This is a genomic window from Cupriavidus sp. DF5525, from assembly GCF_040149425.2.
Taxonomy (GTDB): Bacteria; Pseudomonadota; Gammaproteobacteria; order Burkholderiales; family Burkholderiaceae; genus Cupriavidus; species Cupriavidus pickettii_A.
Map to the genome: position 1 here is coordinate 1,617,848 of NZ_CP168265.1, position 16,946 is coordinate 1,634,793.

The 16,946-nt window shown below is 66.9% G+C and carries 17 protein-coding genes and 1 pseudogene; 10 read left to right on the forward strand and 8 right to left on the reverse strand.

Going from position 1 to position 16,946, the window contains the following annotated elements:
* Positions 1-96: 96 nt before the first annotated feature.
* The 5 genes from ABNX08_RS07645 to ABNX08_RS07665 all read left to right on the forward strand — a co-directional run bounded on the left by ABNX08_RS07645 (position 97) and on the right by ABNX08_RS07665 (position 5,004).
* On the forward strand, positions 97-1,107 hold the full coding sequence (locus ABNX08_RS07645; RefSeq protein WP_022534588.1) for an NADP-dependent oxidoreductase: 1,011 nt from the start codon (positions 97-99) through the stop codon (positions 1,105-1,107).
* Positions 1,108-1,198: 91 nt separating this feature from the next.
* Complete coding sequence (locus tag ABNX08_RS07650) at positions 1,199-2,041, forward strand: class II aldolase/adducin family protein (protein ID WP_349604592.1); 843 nt, start codon at positions 1,199-1,201, stop codon at positions 2,039-2,041.
* 94 nt (positions 2,042-2,135) lie between these two features.
* Positions 2,136-3,071, forward strand: a complete 936-nt coding sequence (locus ABNX08_RS07655) for a glutathione S-transferase family protein (RefSeq protein ID WP_022534590.1) — start codon at positions 2,136-2,138, stop codon at positions 3,069-3,071.
* Positions 3,072-3,129: 58 nt separating this feature from the next.
* Entirely contained in the window at positions 3,130-4,032 is a 903-nt protein-coding gene (locus ABNX08_RS07660; protein ID WP_022534591.1) for an SDR family oxidoreductase, read from the forward strand.
* A 30-nt stretch (positions 4,033-4,062) separates the two neighbouring features.
* Positions 4,063-5,004: an alpha/beta fold hydrolase gene (locus tag ABNX08_RS07665; RefSeq protein WP_022534592.1), complete on the forward strand. Its 942-nt coding sequence runs from the start codon at positions 4,063-4,065 to the stop codon at positions 5,002-5,004.
* A gap of 180 nt (positions 5,005-5,184) precedes the next feature.
* Here the strand turns inward: ABNX08_RS07665 and ABNX08_RS07670 are convergent, their stop codons facing one another.
* Positions 5,185-5,427 carry a hypothetical protein gene (locus ABNX08_RS07670; RefSeq protein WP_349604588.1) on the reverse strand — a complete coding sequence of 81 codons (243 nt, stop codon included), beginning with the start codon at positions 5,425-5,427 and terminating at the stop codon, positions 5,185-5,187.
* 59 nt (positions 5,428-5,486) lie between these two features.
* Between ABNX08_RS07670 and ABNX08_RS07675 the strand changes: the two are divergent.
* Positions 5,487-6,263 (forward strand): annotated as a pseudogene (locus tag ABNX08_RS07675) (porin); the annotation flags it as partial.
* A 41-nt stretch (positions 6,264-6,304) separates the two neighbouring features.
* Here the strand turns inward: ABNX08_RS07675 and ABNX08_RS07680 are convergent.
* Together ABNX08_RS07680 and ABNX08_RS07685 are read right to left on the reverse strand one after the other, a co-directional pair.
* Positions 6,305-6,826, reverse strand: a complete 522-nt coding sequence (locus ABNX08_RS07680; protein WP_022534597.1) for an O-acetyl-ADP-ribose deacetylase — start codon at positions 6,824-6,826, stop codon at positions 6,305-6,307.
* 82 nt (positions 6,827-6,908) lie between these two features.
* Positions 6,909-8,057, reverse strand: a complete 1,149-nt coding sequence (locus tag ABNX08_RS07685; RefSeq protein ID WP_022534598.1) for an iron-containing alcohol dehydrogenase — start codon at positions 8,055-8,057, stop codon at positions 6,909-6,911.
* A gap of 344 nt (positions 8,058-8,401) precedes the next feature.
* On the opposite strand from ABNX08_RS07685, the gene ABNX08_RS07690 reads away from it, so the two are divergent.
* The 4 genes from ABNX08_RS07690 (at position 8,402) to ABNX08_RS07705 (ending at position 11,502) form a co-directional block, all read left to right on the forward strand.
* Positions 8,402-9,409 (forward strand): alpha/beta hydrolase, encoded by a 1,008-nt coding sequence (locus ABNX08_RS07690; protein WP_022534600.1) that lies wholly within the window; start codon positions 8,402-8,404, stop codon positions 9,407-9,409.
* Positions 9,410-9,458: 49 nt separating this feature from the next.
* Positions 9,459-10,442 carry a tripartite tricarboxylate transporter substrate binding protein gene (locus ABNX08_RS07695; protein ID WP_022534601.1) on the forward strand — a complete coding sequence of 328 codons (984 nt, stop codon included), beginning with the start codon at positions 9,459-9,461 and terminating at the stop codon, positions 10,440-10,442.
* 111 nt (positions 10,443-10,553) lie between these two features.
* Positions 10,554-10,991: a YbgC/FadM family acyl-CoA thioesterase gene (locus ABNX08_RS07700; protein ID WP_022534602.1), complete on the forward strand. Its 438-nt coding sequence runs from the start codon at positions 10,554-10,556 to the stop codon at positions 10,989-10,991.
* A 142-nt stretch (positions 10,992-11,133) separates the two neighbouring features.
* Complete coding sequence (locus ABNX08_RS07705) at positions 11,134-11,502, forward strand: calcium-binding protein (protein ID WP_041681007.1); 369 nt, start codon at positions 11,134-11,136, stop codon at positions 11,500-11,502.
* 101 nt (positions 11,503-11,603) lie between these two features.
* Here ABNX08_RS07705 and denD read toward each other — a convergent pair whose 3' ends face one another.
* From denD to otnK, 5 genes are all read right to left on the reverse strand, one after another.
* Positions 11,604-12,578 (reverse strand): D-erythronate dehydrogenase, encoded by a 975-nt coding sequence (gene denD, locus ABNX08_RS07710; protein ID WP_022534604.1) that lies wholly within the window; start codon positions 12,576-12,578, stop codon positions 11,604-11,606.
* Between the two features lie 37 nt (positions 12,579-12,615).
* Positions 12,616-13,398 (reverse strand): 2-oxo-tetronate isomerase, encoded by a 783-nt coding sequence (otnI, locus tag ABNX08_RS07715; RefSeq protein WP_022534605.1) that lies wholly within the window; start codon positions 13,396-13,398, stop codon positions 12,616-12,618.
* Positions 13,399-13,465: 67 nt separating this feature from the next.
* Positions 13,466-14,839, reverse strand: coding sequence for an MFS transporter (locus ABNX08_RS07720; RefSeq protein ID WP_022534606.1), 1,374 nt, complete (start codon positions 14,837-14,839; stop codon positions 13,466-13,468).
* Positions 14,840-14,975: 136 nt separating this feature from the next.
* Positions 14,976-15,629, reverse strand: coding sequence for an aldolase (locus tag ABNX08_RS07725; RefSeq protein ID WP_349604717.1), 654 nt, complete (start codon positions 15,627-15,629; stop codon positions 14,976-14,978).
* An 8-nt stretch (positions 15,630-15,637) separates the two neighbouring features.
* A complete protein-coding gene (gene otnK, locus ABNX08_RS07730) occupies positions 15,638-16,939 on the reverse strand; it encodes a 3-oxo-tetronate kinase (RefSeq protein ID WP_022534608.1) in 1,302 nt (433 codons plus the stop codon).
* Positions 16,940-16,946: the final 7 nt, after the last annotated feature.

Genomic DNA, 16,946 nt, shown 5'->3' on the forward strand with positions numbered 1-16,946 from the left:
AGACGAAAGTACGCGGGGCGGCGCTGCCGCACCCCGCCTTGCAGTATCCAGGCAGTTTCCATGCTGTTTCCACATTCCTAATGGAAGGAACCGATCATGTCCAATACGTTCAAGCGCATCGTCCTGGCCTCGCGTCCCGAGGGCGCGGTAACGCCGGCCAATTTCCGGCTGGAAGAAGTGCCCGTGCCGCAGATCGCCGACGGCCAGGTGCTGGTGCGCAACCACTACCTGTCGCTGGATCCGTATATGCGCGGCCGCATGAACGACAGCAAGTCCTACGCCGCGCCGCAGCCGCTCAATGAAGTGATGATCGGCGGCACCGTGGGCGAGGTGGTGGAAAGCAAGAACAGCAAGTTCAAGCCGGGCGACAAGGTGGTCGGCATGTTCGGCTGGCAGGAAATGGGCGTCAGCGACGGCACCGGCCTGCAGCAGGTCGATACCACGCATATCCCGCTGTCGGCCTACCTGGGTTCGGTCGGCATGCCGGGTGTGACCGCCTGGTACGGGCTGAACAAGATCATCATGCCCAAGCCGGGCAAGACCATCGCCGTGAGCGCCGCATCGGGCGCGGTTGGCAGCGTGGTCGGGCAGCTCGCCAAGCTGGCCGGCTGCCGCGCGGTCGGTTTTGCAGGCGGCAAGGACAAATGCGATTACGTAGTCAACGAGCTGGGCTTCGATGCCTGCATCGACTACAAGGCGGCGAAGGATCCCAAGGAGCTCTACACGATGCTCAAGGAGGCCACGCCCGACGGCATTGACGGCTATTTCGAGAACGTCGGCGGCGATATCCTGGATGCCGTGTTGATGCGCATGAACGCCTTCGGCCGCATCGCCATGTGCGGCATGATCGCGGGCTATGACGGCCAGCCGGTGCCGCTGAAGAACCCGCAGTTGATCCTGGTGTCGCGCCTGACCATCGAGGGCTTTATCGTGTCGGAGCACATGGAGGTCTGGCCGCAGGCGCTGAAGGAACTGGGCACCGCCGTCGCGCAGGGCAAGCTCAAGTTCCGCGAGAGCATTGCCGAAGGGCTGGCCAGCGCGCCGGAGGCCTTTATCGGCTTGCTCAAGGGCAAGAACTTCGGCAAGCAACTGGTCAAGCTGGCCTGAGCGGTTTGAGTGAAGGGCCGGCGGCGCGCCTGCGGGCGTGCTGCCGGCCACGCAGTTCATGACAACGCAGGCAGAACAAGAGGAGACACCCATGAACGCCCCGCAAGTCACTGAGCGCGCCGACGAGATCGGCGCCGGCCTGTCCGAAGAGGTCAAGGCCCGCTACCGCAACCTGCCGCGCCCGCCGCAATTCGCCACCGCCGCCGAGGAGCGCCTGCACCGCAAGCAGCGCCTGGCCGCGGCCTTCCGCTTGTTCTCGAAGTTCGGTTTCGACGAGGGCGTTGCCGGCCATATCACCGCGCGCGACCCGGAATTCACCGACACCTTCTGGGTCAATCCCTTCGGCGTGCATTTCAGCCAGGTCAAGGTGTCGAACCTGATCCGCTGCGATCACCACGGCGACGTGGTGGAGGGCGATTACCCGGTCAACGCCGCGGCCTTCGCCATTCATTCGCGCGTGCACCAGACCCGCCCCGACGCGGTGGCTGCGGCGCACTCGCACAGCACCTATGGCCGCGCCTGGTCCACGCTGGGCCGCCCGCTCGATCCGCTGACGCAGGACGTGTGCGCGTTCTACAACGACCATGCGCTCTATGACGACTTCGGCGGCGTGGTGGTGGAGCTGGACGAAGGCCAGCGCATCGCCAACGCGCTTGGCCAGAACAAGGCCGCGATCCTGCAGAACCACGGCCTGCTGACGGTCGGCAAGACCGTGGACGAGGCGGCGTGGTGGTTTATCACGATGGAGCGTTCGTGCCAGGTGCAGCTGCTGGCCGAAGCCGCCGCCGCGCCTACGCAGGCACCGCTGAAGATGATCTCCGACGCGGCCGCGCGCCAGTCTTATTCGATCGTCGGCACGGCGCAGGCGGGCTGGTTCCAGTTCCAGCCGCTGTACGCCCGCATCGTCAAGGAACAGCCCGACCTGCTGGACTGAGCTGACATCGCCCGGGCCAGAAGGAGTTGCCGCAACACGGCCGCCGACGCGCGGCCCTCCACGCAATCGTTCCACACACAGGGAGCTGGATCGCATGGCCGACATCATTCTTCACCAGTACGCGACCTCGCCGTTCTCGGAAAAAATCCGCCTGCTGCTGGGCGCCAAGGCGCTGGCGTGGCAGGCCGTGGAAATCCCCGCCATCCTGCCCAAACCCGACCTGTTGGCGCTGACCGGCGGCTACCGCCGCACGCCGGTGATGCAGATTGGCGCTGACATCTATTGCGACACCGCGCTGATCTGCGAGGTGCTGGACGCGCTGGCGCCCACGCCGGCGCTGTTTCCGCCGGAACAGGCCGCCGCGGCGCGGCTGGCGGCCGCGTGGTTCGATACCGCGTTGTTCACCGCGTCGGTGACCTATGTGTTCCAGCCGGCCGGCGTCGCCAGCATGCTGGGGCACCTGTCACCGGCACAGATCCAGGCTTTCACCGCCGACCGCAAGGCCATGCGCGGCGATACCAATGCGCTGCGCATGCCGCTGGCCGAGGCGAGCGCGCTGCTGCACGAGACCTTCAGCCTCCTGGAAACGCAGTTCGCGGCCGGCATCGCGCATGTGGCCGGGCCGGCGCTGTCGGTGGCGGACTTCTCGCTGTACCACAACCTCTGGTTTATCCGCCGCGCGGGCGCGCTGGCGCAGTTGCTCGAGGCGTATCCGCGGCTGCAGGCCTGGTATGCGCGCATGAACACCTTCGGCCACGGCCGCCCGCACGTGATCGACAGCGAGGACGCCATTGCCGCGGCCCGCAGCGCCGACCCGGTGGCGCTGGAGCAAGGCGTGGTTGCCGATGGCGGGCTGGAGGCGGGCGACCCCGTCACTGTCACGCCCACCGACTACGCGCGCGACCCGGTAGCCGGCGTGCTGCTGTCCCTGACGGCGATCCGCGTCACGCTGCGCCGCCAGGACACGCGCGCGGGCGCGCTCAACGTGCATTTCCCGCGGCAGGGCTACCAGGTGCGGCGTGCCGCCTGAGCGCGCGCCGCGCACCGCCCGCCGTTCCCACCACGATTCACGCGACAGGAAAGACGACATGAAGGATTTCTCCAACAAGGTGGCCGTGATCACCGGCGGCGCCTCGGGCTTTGGCAAGGAGTTCGCACGCATCGGCGCCGACCTCGGCATGAAGCTGGTGCTGGCCGACGTACAGGAAGACGCGCTGGACACCACCGTGGCCGAGTTCAAGGCGCGCAACGTGCCGGTGATCGGCCTGCGCACCGACGTGTCCCGCGCCGACCAGGTGCAGGCGCTGGCCGATGCCGCGATCGAGGCCTTCGGCGAGGTCAACCTGCTGTTCAACAACGCCGGCGTGGGTGCGGGCGGCTTGATCTGGGAGAACTCCGAGAAGGACTGGGAGTGGGTGATGGGCGTCAACCTCTACGGCGTGGTGCACGGCGTGCGCATCTTCACGCCGCTGATGCTGGCCGCCGCGGATAAAGATCCGTCGTATCAGGGCCATATCGTCAACACGGCATCCATGGCGGGCTTGCTCAATCCGCCGGCGATGGGCGTGTACAACGTGTCCAAGCACGCGGTGGTGTCGCTGTCGGAAACGCTGTACCAGGACCTCGGGCTGGTCACGGAGCAGGTGCGCTGCTCGGTGCTGTGCCCGTACTTCGTGCCCACCGGCATCAACCAGTCGCAACGCAACCGGCCCGCCGACCTGGCCAACCAGGCGCCGCCGACGCGCTCGCAGCTGGTGTCGCAGGCGCTGTCGGACAAGGCCGTCGGCTCCGGCAAGGTCACCGCGGCCGAGGTCGCGCAGAAGACCTTCGATGCCATCCGCGAAGAAAGCTTCTATATTTATTCCCACCCCCAGGCGCTGGCACCCGTGCGCCAGCGCTTCGAGGACATCGTCGGGCAGCGCAATCCCGGCGATCCGTTTGCCGACAAGCCCGAGGTCCGCGCGGGCCTGGTGGCCGCGTTGCGCGGCTGAATGCAACGCGACCAACGAGGAGGACCGCATATGGAGAACGCCATGGCCGCACCCGCCGCCGTGATCCGCCACCTGCAATACGCCAGCCTGCCCAACGGCAGCCGACTGCACTATGCCAGCGCGGGCGAGCGGGGCAAGCCATTGATGCTGTTCGTGCATGGCTTCCCTGAGTTCTGGTTTGAATGGGAAGCGCAGCTGGCCGAATTCGGGCGCACGCATTTTGCCGTGGCACCCGACCTGCGCGGCTATAACCTGTCGAGCAAGCCTGCCGCGGTCGAGGCCTACAAGCCGCGCCATATCGTCGAAGACCTGGTGCAGTTCGTCAGTGCCCTGGGCTATGACCAGGCCGTGGTGGTGGCGCATGACTGGGGCGGCGCGATCTGCTGGAACCTGGCGATCCAGTTCCCGCAACTGGTGCGGCAGCTTGTCATCGTCAATTCGCCGCATCCCTACCTGTTCGCCAAGGCGCTGGCCACGGATCCGGAGCAGCAGGCCGCTTCCGCCTACATGAACTGGCTGCGCAAGCCGGGCGCGGAAAAGGCACTGGCGGCCAACGACTTCGCGCTGCTGGACCGGATGCTGGCCGATGCCGACGGCAAACCTGCCGCATGGTTCACCGACGAGACGCGGGCGAGGTACCACGCCGCCTGGTCCCAGCCCGGTGAGGACGGCGTCCATCCGCTTGCCGGCGGCGTCAATTTCTACCGCGCCTCGCCGATGCATCCGCCAGGCGAGGGCGAGCCGCCGCCCGACATTTCGCGCCTGGACCCGGCCGCCTTCGTCATCAAGGTGCCCACGCTGGTGATCTGGGGCGAGCGCGACCGCGCGCTGCCCAAGTCGCTGCTGGACGGGCTGGGCGAGTTTGTGCACGACTTGCGCGTGGAACGCATTCCAGAGGGCAGCCATTGGGTGATCCACGAACAGCCGGAGCGGGTCAACCTGTTAATCCGGAGCGCGCTGCCGGCTACGTAAGACGTCCGCCAACCGCTACAGCCCCGCCTTGATGGCAGGGCTTTTTGTTGCCTACCGCAGGGCGGACAGGTGCGATTTGCGTCCCATGCATACCCATACGCACGCGATGCGCAGGTGGCGTAACGTCAACCCAAGGGCGCGCACATCTGCCCAAAGACGTCTGAAGCATTTACTGAATAATCAGTACGAGACCGGTTCTTTATTAAGGGCTGGCTTCCGTCTAAGCATCCGGTAGATGCCGACGCGGTTGCCGTAGTCGCGCAGCGTGAAATGGCGCAGGTCCGGATACGGCATGGTCATGTTGCCCGGCGCCACCACCGGCCTGCCCGTCGGGTTCAGCGGGAAGAACTGCAGGCTCACGTTCACCCACAGCGCCAGCTTCCTGCCGCCCGGCCATCGGACCGGCGCGCGGCTTGCCAGCATCGGCTGCGTGCCTTCGACCGCTATGGCGTGCGCCCGACCTTTGCCGTCAATACGCGGCTGGCGCAGCGGTATCCAACCCCGGCGACATGGATAACCTGAACAACTCCAACCGCGTCAACAACGCGATCAAGTACCGCAGCCAGAACTACGGTGGCTTCAGCTTTGGCGGGGTCTACAGTCTGGGCGGCGTGGCCGGGTAGCCGGCGCGTAACCAGATATGGTCACTGGGTGCCGGCTACGGCAGTGGCCCGCTGCAGCTTGGCATCGGTTACCTGAACGTAAAGAACCCCAACACGTCGTTCTACGGCACCGGCGTCACCGCCAATACCACCGGCTCGGCACCGCTGAACACGCTGACCAATATCGGCTCGCCGGTGCTGTCGGGCTATGCGTCGGCGCGGTCGGAGGAAGTGTTTGCCGCGGGCGCGGCCTACAGCTTCGGCGCTGCCACGGTGGGCACCACATACTCGAACACATGCTTCAAGGATGTGGGCGATTTGTCGTCCGGCCCGAATCCCTTTGGCAACCGCGGCACCGCCACCTTCAACAACGTGGAGCTGAGCTTCAAGTACCAGCGGACGCCGGCCCTGCTGACGGGCGTGGCGGCCGATTACGCGAAGGGCAGCGGCATCCATGACGCGAGCTACCGTCAGTTCGTGTTGGGTGCGGACTACAACCTGTCAAAGCGCACCGACGCCTACCTGATGGCGATCTACCAGAAGGCATCGGGGACCGATTCCACCGGCCGCAGCGCGGTGGCCGCGATCAACGGCGTGCGCGCGTCGGCCGGTGACAGCCAGACGGTGTTCCGGGTGGGCCTGCGCCACAAGTTCTGACGCAGCAGGGAGTGGCCGCGGGGCAGACCCCGCGGACCGCTTCAGGTCAGACGCTCGCGGTATAGCCGGTAGTTCTCGTCGTCGAAGCAGACGAAGGTCACCTGCTCGATCTCGGGCGTCACGGCCAGCGCCTCGCGTACGGCCGCGATGGCGACATCCGCCGCGCGCTCGCGCGGGAAGCCATAGATGCCGGTGCTGATATTGGGGAAGGCCAGCCTGCGCAGGTGATGCTGCGCCGCCAGCCGGATGCTGTTGCGGTAGGCGTTAGCGAGCTGTTCGTCCTCGCCCTGGCCACCGCCGTGCCAGACCGGCCCGACCGCGTGGATCACGTACGGTGCGGGCAGGCGCCCGCCGGTGGTGATCACCGCCTCGCCGGTGGGGCAGCCGCCTTGCGCGTCGCGGATCGCGCGGCAGGCCTCCATGATGGCGGGGCCGCCGGCCCCGTGGATGGCGCCGTCGACCCCGCCGCCGCCCAGCAGCCCGCTGTTGGCCGCGTTGACGATGGCATCGACTTCCATCCGGGTGATGTCGCCATGGACTACCTGCAAGTGCTCGCCGGTCATGTTGTCTCCTGCTCAGTGGAGGGAGGGCCGCCGGCCGGTCCGGCTCAATTGACCGGCCGGCGGGTATGCGCTGCGTAGGGCACTACATGGATTGCTCAAGCATACGCCGATAATCCTCGGCGCTGGCCTCTTTCGGATTGGTCTTGTGGCAGTGGTCGACCAGCGCGCCCGCAATCACCTTGTCGAACATGTCTTCGGTGACGCCCATCTGGCGCAGCCCGGTCGGCAGACCCAGGCGCGCGGTCATGTCGTGCACGGCCTGCGCGAGATCGGCATCCTCGGCCAGGTGCATGGCGCGGCGCAGGCGCGCATAGCGGTGGTCGCGCACCACAGTGAGCGCGTCGGCGTTGAAGCGCAGCACCGCGGGCATCACCACCGCATTGAGCGTGCCGTGATGCAGGCCGGTGCGGCCGTCGATCTTCAGCCCACCGAGCGGGTGCGACAGCGAATGCACGCAGCCCAGCCCCTTCTGGAACGCCATCGCGCCCTGCATCGACGCGCTCATCATGTTCAGCCGCGCCTCGCGGTCCTGGCCGTCGCGGGTGGCGCGCTCGATATGGGCCCAGGCGCGCTCCAGGCCATCCAGCGCGATACCGTCGGCGGGCGGGTTGAAGGCGGGCGCGAGGAAGGTCTCGACGCAATGCGCGATCGCGTCCATGCCGGTGGCGGCGGTCAGGCCCGCGGGCAGCCCCAGCGTCAGTTCGGGGTCGCAGACGGCGGACTTGGGCAGCAGGTGCCAGGAATGGAAGCCCAGCTTGCGGCCGTCGTCGAGGATGATGATGGCGCCGCGCGCCACTTCGCTGCCGGTGCCGGAGGTGGTGGGCACGGCGATCAGTGGCGCGGCCTGGTCGGTGATCTTGGCGCTGCCGCCTTCGATGGTGGCGTAGGTGGTCAGCTCGCCCGGATGCGTGGCCAGGATGGCGATGCCCTTGGCCAGGTCGATCGACGATCCGCCGCCCACAGCCACCAGCCCGTCGCAGCCGGATTCCCGATACTGCGCCGCGGCCTTGCGCACCATGGCCTCGGTCGGGTTCGACGGGGTTTCGTCGAACACAGCGACGTCAAGGCCCTGCATCGCATCGATGGCGCGCTGGGCCACGCCGGCGGCGACCACGCCCTTGTCGGTCACCAGCAGCGGGCGGCGGATGCCGATGCGCTCGCATTCGGACTTGAGCAGGTTTACCGCGCCGAAATCCAGGTGGATGTGGGTCAGATAGTAGATAAACGCCATGTCTGCTTGTCTCCTGTTGTTATCTGTCGCGAATCTGCCAGCAAAGCTGCCCGGATGGGAAGCTGGCCAGGCGCGCTGCCTTGCGTTTCAATGGAGTTTCGAGTGAGTTTCAGTAGCCCTCCGGCGCGCATCAGCCGATCATCGCGCAAAAACTCGCCGCGTGGCAGACTGGCTCGGGGTTTTCGGGGTTATCTCGTACTGCCGGGACCCTGGAACATCTGGCATCATACTAAAATCGAACGACCGTTCACAATTCGAACTTCTCCCGATGCGGGCGGCGCGCAACGCACCTTTTAAGCACCTTTGCCCGCCGCCGGTCCCGGGTCTCGAAACCACTGATCTTCATGTCCGCCGTCCCGTCCTCCGTCCCTGCCACGCCCGGCATGCCATCCAGCCCGCTCGACCCGCAGATCGCGGCGCTGCTGGAGCTGATCGCGCGCGCCAGGCGGCCGCCGATCCATGCGATGGACCCGGAAGACGCCAAGATCGCTTACGAGAAGAGCGCGCCGATCCTCGACATCAACCCGCCGGCGGTGCACGCGGTGGAAGACCTGCACGTGTGCGCGCGCGACGGCCATGGCATCCCGGTACGGCTGTACGCGCCGCGCGAGGCGAGCTGGGCCGAGCCGCTGCCGCTGCTCGTGTATTTCCACGGCGGCGGCTTCACGGTGGGCAGCGTCAATTCGCACGATGCGCTGTGCCGGCTGCTGTGCGGCCAGGCCGATTGCATGGTGCTGTCGGTGGACTACCGGCTCGGGCCGCAATGGCGCTTCCCGACCGCGGCCAACGATGCCTTCGACGTGCTGCACTGGGTCTTCGAGGAAGCCGCACGGCTGGGCGCCGACCCGGCACGCATCGCGCTTGGCGGCGACAGCGCCGGCGGCACGCTGGCCGCGGCCTGCGCGGTCGAGGCACGCAATACCGGCCTGGCGCCGGTGCTGCAGCTGTTGATCTATCCCGGTACCTGCGCGCGCCAGGACACGCCGTCACACCGCGCACTGGCCGAGGGCTACCTGCTGACGGCGGAGATGATCCGCTGGTTCTTTGCCCAATACCTGGACCAGGACGCCAGCCGCGACGACTGGCGCTTCGCGCCGCTGGACGGCGGTGGCAGCGGCGCGGACGTGGGCGGCGTGTGCCCGGCCTGGATCGCCGTGGCCGGCTACGACCCGCTGCATGACGAGGGCGTCGCCTACGCCGACAAGCTGCTCGGAGCGGGCGTGGCCGCCACGCTGGCGGATTACCCCGGCATGATCCACGATTTCTTCAAGCTGGGCCGGTTCGTGCCGGCGGTGGCGCAGGCGCATGCCGACGCCGTCGCCGCGCTGCGCGCCGCGTTCGGCCACCCTTAAAACCAATAAATTTTCAGCAGTAACTCGCAGCACAAGGAGACATAGTCAAATGCAACGCCGCCACTTCCTCGCCCGCGCGGGCCTCGTCGCCGCTACCGCGGCCATGGGCCTTGCCGCCATGCCTGCCCAAGCCCAGGCCGACAAGTTCCCGCAGCGCCCGATCCGCCTCCTGATCGGCTACACCGCCGGCGGCTCCACCGATATCCCGTTCCGCGTGCTGGCCGACAACGCCTCCAAGATCCTCGGCCAGCCGGTGATCGTCGAGAACAAGCCGGGCGCGGGCGGCGTGCTGCCCGCGCAGATGATGCAGTCGACCGCACCGGACGGCTACACGCTGGCGCAGGTCGCGATGCCGGTCTACCGCCTGCCGTACACCACCAAGATCAACTGGGACCCGGTCAAGGACCTGAGCTACATCATCAACCTGGCCGGCTACTCGTTCGGCCTGGTGGTGCCGGCCGATTCGCCGATCAAGACCATGCAGGAGTACATCGCCTACGCCAAGGCCAACCCGGGCAAGCTCACCTACGGCTCGCCGGGCTCGATGACGACGCTGCACCTGACCATGGAAGAGCTGGCGCTGAAGCAGGGCGTGCAGTTCTCGCACATCCCCTACAAGGGCAACGCGGAGTCGATGCAGGCGTTGCTGGGCGGCCACGTGATGTCGGTGGCCGACACACCGGCATGGGCGCCGTACGTGGAGCAGGGCAAGCTGCGCCTGCTGTCGACCTGGGGCGAGAAGCGCTCGGCGCGCTTCCCCAACGTGCCGACGCTGAAGGAGCTGGGCATCGGCATCGTGCAGACCTCGCCGTTCGGCCTGGTGGCGCCCAAGGGCACCGATCCCAAGATCGTGCAGAAGCTGCATGACGCCTTCAAGAAGGCGATGGAAATGCCCAACTACCGCGAATCGCTGGCCAAGTTCGACATGGAGCCGTACTACATGAACAGCCAGCAGTATGCGCAGTTCGCTGCCGAGACCGTCAAGAAGGAAAAGGCGATCATCGAGAAGCTGGGGCTGGCCAAGCCACAGTAAGCCTGACGCCGTTTCCGTTCACCCAGGCCGCTGCGCCTGCCGGCCCCGCCGGCGGGCCGGCGGCCTGATTGCTTTGCCAAGCCAGGAACAACAAACAAGGAGACCACGCCAATGGCCAAAGAGGAATTCCGCCACAGCATGCCGCTGCGCGTGCGCTGGGCCGAAGTCGATCCGCAGTCGATCGTCTTCAACGCGCACTACCTGACCTATTGCGATATCTGCGTGACCGAGTACTGGCGCGCGCTGGGGATCCGCTATCCCGAAGACGTGCTGCACGCACATGGCGTGGATATCTTCGTGGTCAAGTCCACGCTGGAATACCACGCTTCGGCGCGCTTTGACGATGTGCTGGATATCCGCGGGCGCATGGCTCGGCTGGGGCGGTCCAGCATGTTGTTCCGGGTGGAGATGTATCGCGGTAACGAGCACCTGATTACCGGGGAGATCGTCTATGTGTGTGCGGATCCGGCTACACAGAAGTCGGCCGCGATCCCGGGGCAGGTAAGGGAGATTATTGAAGGGTATGAGGTGGTGAGGCCGGCGGTGTGACGCGACCTGTGACACAAAGATGTTGGTAAGTACTGAGCGCTTGCCTAGAATCGGTGTGAGCCAGTGCTCACAGAGGATCTTCGCTGCCGAAGCATTCTTTGCAAGAAGGCAATGTCGAATCACAAATCATGAGGAGACGGCAATGACCGTGCGTAAGCTGCATGCAGTCGGCTTGACAGTGATGATGGCGCTCGCTTTTACAGGGGCGAGCGCCCAGCAGAAACCGGAATCAACAGCCCAACCCGGCGCAGAATCCACCCAGATTCCGCCAGCGCCATCGACTACCGCCGAAGTCAAGGCCAGAATCGCCGAGCGTTTCAAGACTGCCGATACCAACCACGACGGGAAGCTAAGCCGCGAAGAAGCCCAGGCAGGCGCGCCGGTAGTTTACAAGCACTTTGACAAGATCGATGTCAAGAAGTCGGGTTACGTCACCGAACGTCAAGTCGGTGCGTACTGGACATCGAAGTCCAAGGCACAGCAACAGAAAGAGGATCCCATCTGGAACTGACGTCTGCTCCTCTGCTTGGTCCGATCCCCTTTCCCGCGCGCGGAAAAGGGGGCCGGCCTGCGGGAGATGCCGGCGTGTCGCAATAAGGACGCCGGCCTGGCTTACTTGCTCAGCCCGGCATCCTCCATATAGGCCCGAATCACCTCATCGAAGCTCGCATCGCTCTGGAACCCCAGCGACTGCGCACGCTCCGCATTCCACGCCGCCGGCCACGTGCCGACGATCTTCTCGACACGTTCCTCACGCTCCCACGTGACGCGATCCGCCACCGCATCGCCTGCCACGCGGCGCAGCGCATCGACCATGCCAGCCGCCGTGACCGACAACCCCGGCAGGTTGACCACGCGGCGATTACCCAGCCGCTCGCCAGCCAGCTCGATGCCATTGACCAGCGCCGCCACTGCCGCACGCGGCGACAGCAGCCACAGCGGCGTTTCCGGTGCCACCGGGCAGTTGGCAGCGACGCCTGACAGCGGCTCACGGATGATGCCGCTGGCGAACGACGAGGCTGCCGCATTGGGCTTACCCGGACGCACGCTGATGGTCGGCAGGCGCAGCACGCGCCCGTCGACAAAGCCGCGGCGGCTGTAGTCCGACAGCAGCAACTCGCCGATGGCCTTCTGCACGCCGTACGACGATTGCGGGTTCAGCGCGGTGTCGTCCTGCACCACCGGCGGCAATTCGCCGCCGTAAACCGCGACCGAGCTGGTGAACAGCACGCGTGGCTGGTGGCCCAGTTCGCGGCAGGTTTCGAGCAGCGCGCGCGAGGCGTCCAGGTTGACGCGCATGCCCAGGTCGAAGTCGGCCTCGGCCTGGCCGCTGACCACGGCCGCCAGGTGAAACACGGCGCCGGTGTCCTTGTCGATGGCCTGGCGCAGCACGGCCGGGTCGGACAGGTCGCCCGTCACCACGCGCACGCGCGCATCGTCCAGACCTTGCGGCGCCACCACGTCGAGCAGCGTCAGTTGGTCGATGGCGACGGGCTGGCCGTCCAGGTTCAGGGTGCCGCGTTGCAGCAGCAGCCGGGCGAGTTGCAGGCCGAGGAAGCCGGCGCCGCCGGTAATCAGTACGTTCATGGCAGGAGAGATTCGTTCTTTGGGTTTGCGCGAAGGATCAGCGGCCGAGGTAAGGCTTGAGCCAGCCCAGGCCCTCGGAAGTGCCGGCGCGGGGGCGATATTCGCAGCCGATCCAGCCGTCATAGCCGAGCCCGTCGATGACCTCGAACAGGTAGGGGTAGTTCAGCTCGCCCAGGTCCGGTTCATGGCGGTCGGGCACGCCGGCGATCTGGATATGGCCGATGCCGGGCATGTCGCGCTTCAGTTTCATCGCGATATCGCCCTCGACGATCTGGCAGTGGTAGCAGTCGAACTGCACCTTCAGGTTGGCCGCGCCGATCTCCTTGCAGATCGCCTGCGCGTCGTCCTGGCGGTTCAGGAAGTAGCCCGGCATGTCGCGCGTGTTGATCGGTTCGAGCACGATGGTGACGCCCTGCGCCGCGGCGGCCTTGGCGGCAAAGGCGACGTTCTCGAGGTAGGCGGCGCGGTGGCGGGCGCGGTCGGCAGCGGCCGGCACCAGTCCCGCCATCACATGCACGCGGTCATTGCCGATCACGCCGGCGTATTCCAGCGCGCGGCCGACGGCGTCGCGGAACTCCGCCTCGCGACCCGGCAGCGCGGCCAGGCCGCGCTCACCGGCTGCCCAGTCGCCCGGCGGGGCGTTGAACAGCGCCTGCGTGAGACCGTTCGCGTCCAGGCGCGCGCGCAGCTCGGTGGCGGCGTGCTCGTACGGGAACAGGTACTCCACCGCCCGGAAGCCGTCCGCCGCGGCTGCGGCGAAGCGGTCCAGGAAAGCGTGCTCGTTGTACATCATCGAGAGGTTTGCGGCGAAGCGCGGCATGGGAACTCCAAAGCGGTAGTACGGAACCGGCCCGATCGAGGCCAGGTCGAAAGCGGGCCGGCCAGGATCAACGGTTGACCAGTTTAGCGGGCGTCAGCCACACCAGCACGGCGCCGACGACCAGGATCGCGGACAGCACGTACATGGGCAGCTGCGTACTGTGTGTCATGTCCTTCAGCGCGCCGACCATGTACGGCGACACGAAACCGGCCAGGTTGCCGACCGAATTCACCACGGCAATACCAGAAGCGGCGGCAATGCCCGACAGGAACGAGGTCGGCAGCGACCAAAACAGAGGCGCGCAGGTCAGCACTCCGGCAGCGGCCAGCGACAGTGCGGCGATGGCCACCGTTGTATTGTTGGTGAACGAGGCAGCAATGGCAAAGCCCAAGGCACCCATCAGCGCCGGCACGATCAGGTGCCAGCGGCGCTCGCGGCGTGCGTCGGCGCTGTGGCCCAGGATGTTCATCACGACCACGGCGCAGATAAACGGGATCGCCGACAGCAGGCCGATGTTCAGGTTTCCGGTCACGCCGCTGGCCTTCACCAGCGTCGGCATCCAGAAGGTCAGCGCGTACTGGCCGGTGACGAAGCAGAAGTAGATCAGGCACATCCACCACACGCGGCGGTCGGAGAACACCGCGCCCAGCGAGTGGCCATGGGCCTTGCCGGCGGCGGTGGCGGCGTTATGGGCGTTGCGCTGGTCTTCCTCGATATTGCGCTTGAGCACGCGCTTTTCATCGGCGTCGAGCCACGGCGCCTTGTCGATGCCGTCGCGCAGCACGAAGATCGTCACCACGCCGATCACAAACGCGGGCAGCGCCTCGATCAGGAACATCCATTGCCAGCCGCGCATATCGTGCACGCCGTTGAAGGCATCCATGATCCAGCCCGACAGCGGGTTGCCGAACATGCCCGCGATGGGGATGCCCGACATGAACAGCGCGATCATCTTGCCGCGGCGGTTGGCCGGGAACCAGTAGGTCAGGTACAGGATCACGCCAGGGTAGAAGCCCGCTTCGGCCAGGCCGAGCAGGAAGCGCATCACGTAGAACTGGGTCGGCGTCTTCACGAACAGGAACAGCGCCGAGATGATGCCCCACGTAATCATGATGCGCGCGATCCAGATGCGCGCGCCGATGCGGTGCATCAGCAGATTGCTGGGCACCTCGAACAGGAAGTAGCCGATAAAGAACAGGCCGGCGCCGAGGCCGAACACGGTTTCGGAGAAGGCCAGGTCCTGCCCCATCTGCAGCTTGGCGAAGCCGACGTTGACGCGGTCGAGGTAGGCGACCACGTAGCACAGCATCAGGAACGGCATGACGCGCCAGAACACCTTGCTGTAGGCGCGCTTTTCGATCTGGGCTTCGGTGTCCAGCCGGGCGTTGCCGCCCAGGCTGTCATAGGCAGGCACGCTGGCCGCCGGTTGGTTTGGATTCACGGTGGTCTCCGGGTATGTGGTGGGTCTGGTCTAGTAATGCGGCGGCGCGCGGAATGCAGGCATGCGCGTCCCCCGCGCGGTGGCCGCAAGGCAACCGCGCCGGGTGAAGCCGTCGTTTATCGGGGAAAAGCGGTTGTTACCAGCGCGCCTGGAAGGCGTCGCGCAACTCAGCCAGTGCGCCGTCGGGCAGCGCCGCGCGGGCGGCGAAGCCCGGCGCGTCTTTCATCATCATCCATAGCTTGGCGGTCTCCTCCAGTTCTTCCAGCGCGAACGCGGCGCGCGAGACGCTGGACTCCCACACCACCGGGCCGAGCCGCTCCAGCAGCACGCCGCGCACCTGCGCGGCCAGCGTGGCCACGCGCGCGGCCACCGCCGGGTCGCCGGGTCGATGGTAGGGAATCAGCGGGATATGGCCGACCTTCATCACGTAGTACGGCGTGAGCGGCGGCAGTACGTCGTCCGGTTGCCAGACACCGGCCAGCGTCAGGGCCACGAGGTGCGTCGAGTGCGTATGCACCACGGCGTGCGCCCCGGGGTTGTTGTCATAGATCGCGCGATGCAGCGTGAGCGTCTTGGAGGGCTTGTCGCCCGACACCCAGCTGCCGTCGGTGGCCACCTTGGCGACCGCGGCCGGGTCCAGCATGCCCAGGCACGCGTCGGTGGGCGTGATCAGCCAGCCGTCATCGAGCCGTGCGCTGATATTGCCGGCCGAGCCGACGGTATAGCCGCGCTGGTAGAGGCTGGCGCCGATGCGGCAGATCTCTTCGCGCAGCTTGCTTTCCGTGCTCACTACTGTGTTCATTGAGCGCCTCCGAGCTGACGCAGCGCTTCGTCAAAGAAGTCCGGGCCGCCGAAGTTGCCCGACTTGAGCGCCAGCGCCAGCGGCGTCGCGCCCAGCGTGACCGTGGCCGGCACGCCCGGCGCGATCTGCGCGCCGATGCGCAGCGCGCGCACGCCCAGCGCCTGCACCACCGCGCCCGAGGTCTCGCCACCGGCGACGACGAAGCGGCGCGTGCCACGTGCCAGCAGCCCGGCGGCAACCGTGGCCAGGCACTGCTCGACCAGGTGGCCGGCGCGCTCGACGCCCAGCTCGGCCTGCACGGCCTTGACCTCATCAGGGCTGGAGGTCGCGTAGACCAGCACAGGTTCGTCATGACTTTCGGCAAAGTCCAGCGCCACGTCGGCAACGGCCTCGCCGCGCGCCAGCGCGAGCGGGTCGATGCGCAGCGCGGGGCGGCCTTGCTCCAGCCAGCGAGCTACCTGCCCGTTGGTCGCGCGCGAGGCGCTACCGGCTAGCACCACGCCCGGGCCGTCGATGGCCGGGACTGCGTCGGCGTCGCCGCGCTGCGGCAGCAGGCCGGCGCGGCGGAAGTTCTCGGGCAGGCCCAGCGCGATGCCGGAGCCGCCGGTAATCAGCGGCAGGTTGGCGCAGGCCTCGCCCAGCGTGAACAGGTCCGCGTCGGACACCGCATCGGCAATCGCCATGCGCACGCCGTCTGCGCGCAGCGCGGCGATGCGCTCTGCGCTCGCCTGCGCGCCACGCGCCACGGCGTCGTAGCGCAGCAGGCCGACCTTGTTCTTGCTCTGGCGCTGCAGCACGCGCACCAGGTTGGCGTCGGTCATCGGCGTCAGCGGATGGTGCTCCATGCCCGATTCATTCAGCAGCACATCGCCCACGAACAGGTGACCACGGAAGATGGTGCGGCCGTTCTCGGGAAAGGCTGGGCAGGCGATCGTGAAATCGCTGTCCAGCGCGGCCAGCAGCGCGTCGGTCACCGGGCCGATATTGCCGGCGTCGGTCGAATCGAAGGTCGAGCAGTACTTGAACACGAACTGGCGGCAGCCCTGCGCGCGCAGCCACTGCAGCGCGGCCAGCGACTGCGCCACGGCCTCCACGGCGGGGATGGTGCGGGATTTGAGCGCCACCACCAGCGCATCGGCTTCGCCGATATCCTGCACCGCGCCCACGTCGGGCAGGCCGATGGTCTGCACGGTGCGCATGCCGTTGCGCACCAGCGTGTTGGCGAGGTCGGTGGCGCCGGTGAAATCGTCGGCGATGCAGCCCAGCAGGGGGCGATGGGCGAGGGTGCCTGCGGTCATCTTCGTT

Excerpts from the sequence above, each read along its gene's own strand:
- ABNX08_RS07645 (WP_022534588.1), top strand. The coding sequence starts at position 97 with ATGTCCAATACGTTCAAGCGCATCGTCCTGGCCTCGCGTCCCGAGGGC.
- ABNX08_RS07650 (WP_349604592.1), top strand. The coding sequence starts at position 1,199 with ATGAACGCCCCGCAAGTCACTGAGCGCGCCGACGAGATCGGCGCCGGC.
- ABNX08_RS07655 (WP_022534590.1), top strand. The coding sequence starts at position 2,136 with ATGGCCGACATCATTCTTCACCAGTACGCGACCTCGCCGTTCTCGGAA.
- ABNX08_RS07660 (WP_022534591.1), top strand. The coding sequence starts at position 3,130 with ATGAAGGATTTCTCCAACAAGGTGGCCGTGATCACCGGCGGCGCCTCG.
- ABNX08_RS07665 (WP_022534592.1), top strand. The coding sequence starts at position 4,063 with ATGGAGAACGCCATGGCCGCACCCGCCGCCGTGATCCGCCACCTGCAA.
- ABNX08_RS07670 (WP_349604588.1), bottom strand. The coding sequence starts at position 5,427 with ATGCTGGCAAGCCGCGCGCCGGTCCGATGGCCGGGCGGCAGGAAGCTG.
- ABNX08_RS07680 (WP_022534597.1), bottom strand. The coding sequence starts at position 6,826 with ATGACCGGCGAGCACTTGCAGGTAGTCCATGGCGACATCACCCGGATG.
- ABNX08_RS07685 (WP_022534598.1), bottom strand. The coding sequence starts at position 8,057 with ATGGCGTTTATCTACTATCTGACCCACATCCACCTGGATTTCGGCGCG.
- ABNX08_RS07690 (WP_022534600.1), top strand. The coding sequence starts at position 8,402 with ATGTCCGCCGTCCCGTCCTCCGTCCCTGCCACGCCCGGCATGCCATCC.
- ABNX08_RS07695 (WP_022534601.1), top strand. The coding sequence starts at position 9,459 with ATGCAACGCCGCCACTTCCTCGCCCGCGCGGGCCTCGTCGCCGCTACC.
- ABNX08_RS07700 (WP_022534602.1), top strand. The coding sequence starts at position 10,554 with ATGGCCAAAGAGGAATTCCGCCACAGCATGCCGCTGCGCGTGCGCTGG.
- ABNX08_RS07705 (WP_041681007.1), top strand. The coding sequence starts at position 11,134 with ATGACCGTGCGTAAGCTGCATGCAGTCGGCTTGACAGTGATGATGGCG.
- denD (WP_022534604.1), bottom strand. The coding sequence starts at position 12,578 with ATGAACGTACTGATTACCGGCGGCGCCGGCTTCCTCGGCCTGCAACTC.
- otnI (WP_022534605.1), bottom strand. The coding sequence starts at position 13,398 with ATGCCGCGCTTCGCCGCAAACCTCTCGATGATGTACAACGAGCACGCT.
- otnK (WP_022534608.1), bottom strand. The coding sequence starts at position 16,939 with ATGACCGCAGGCACCCTCGCCCATCGCCCCCTGCTGGGCTGCATCGCC.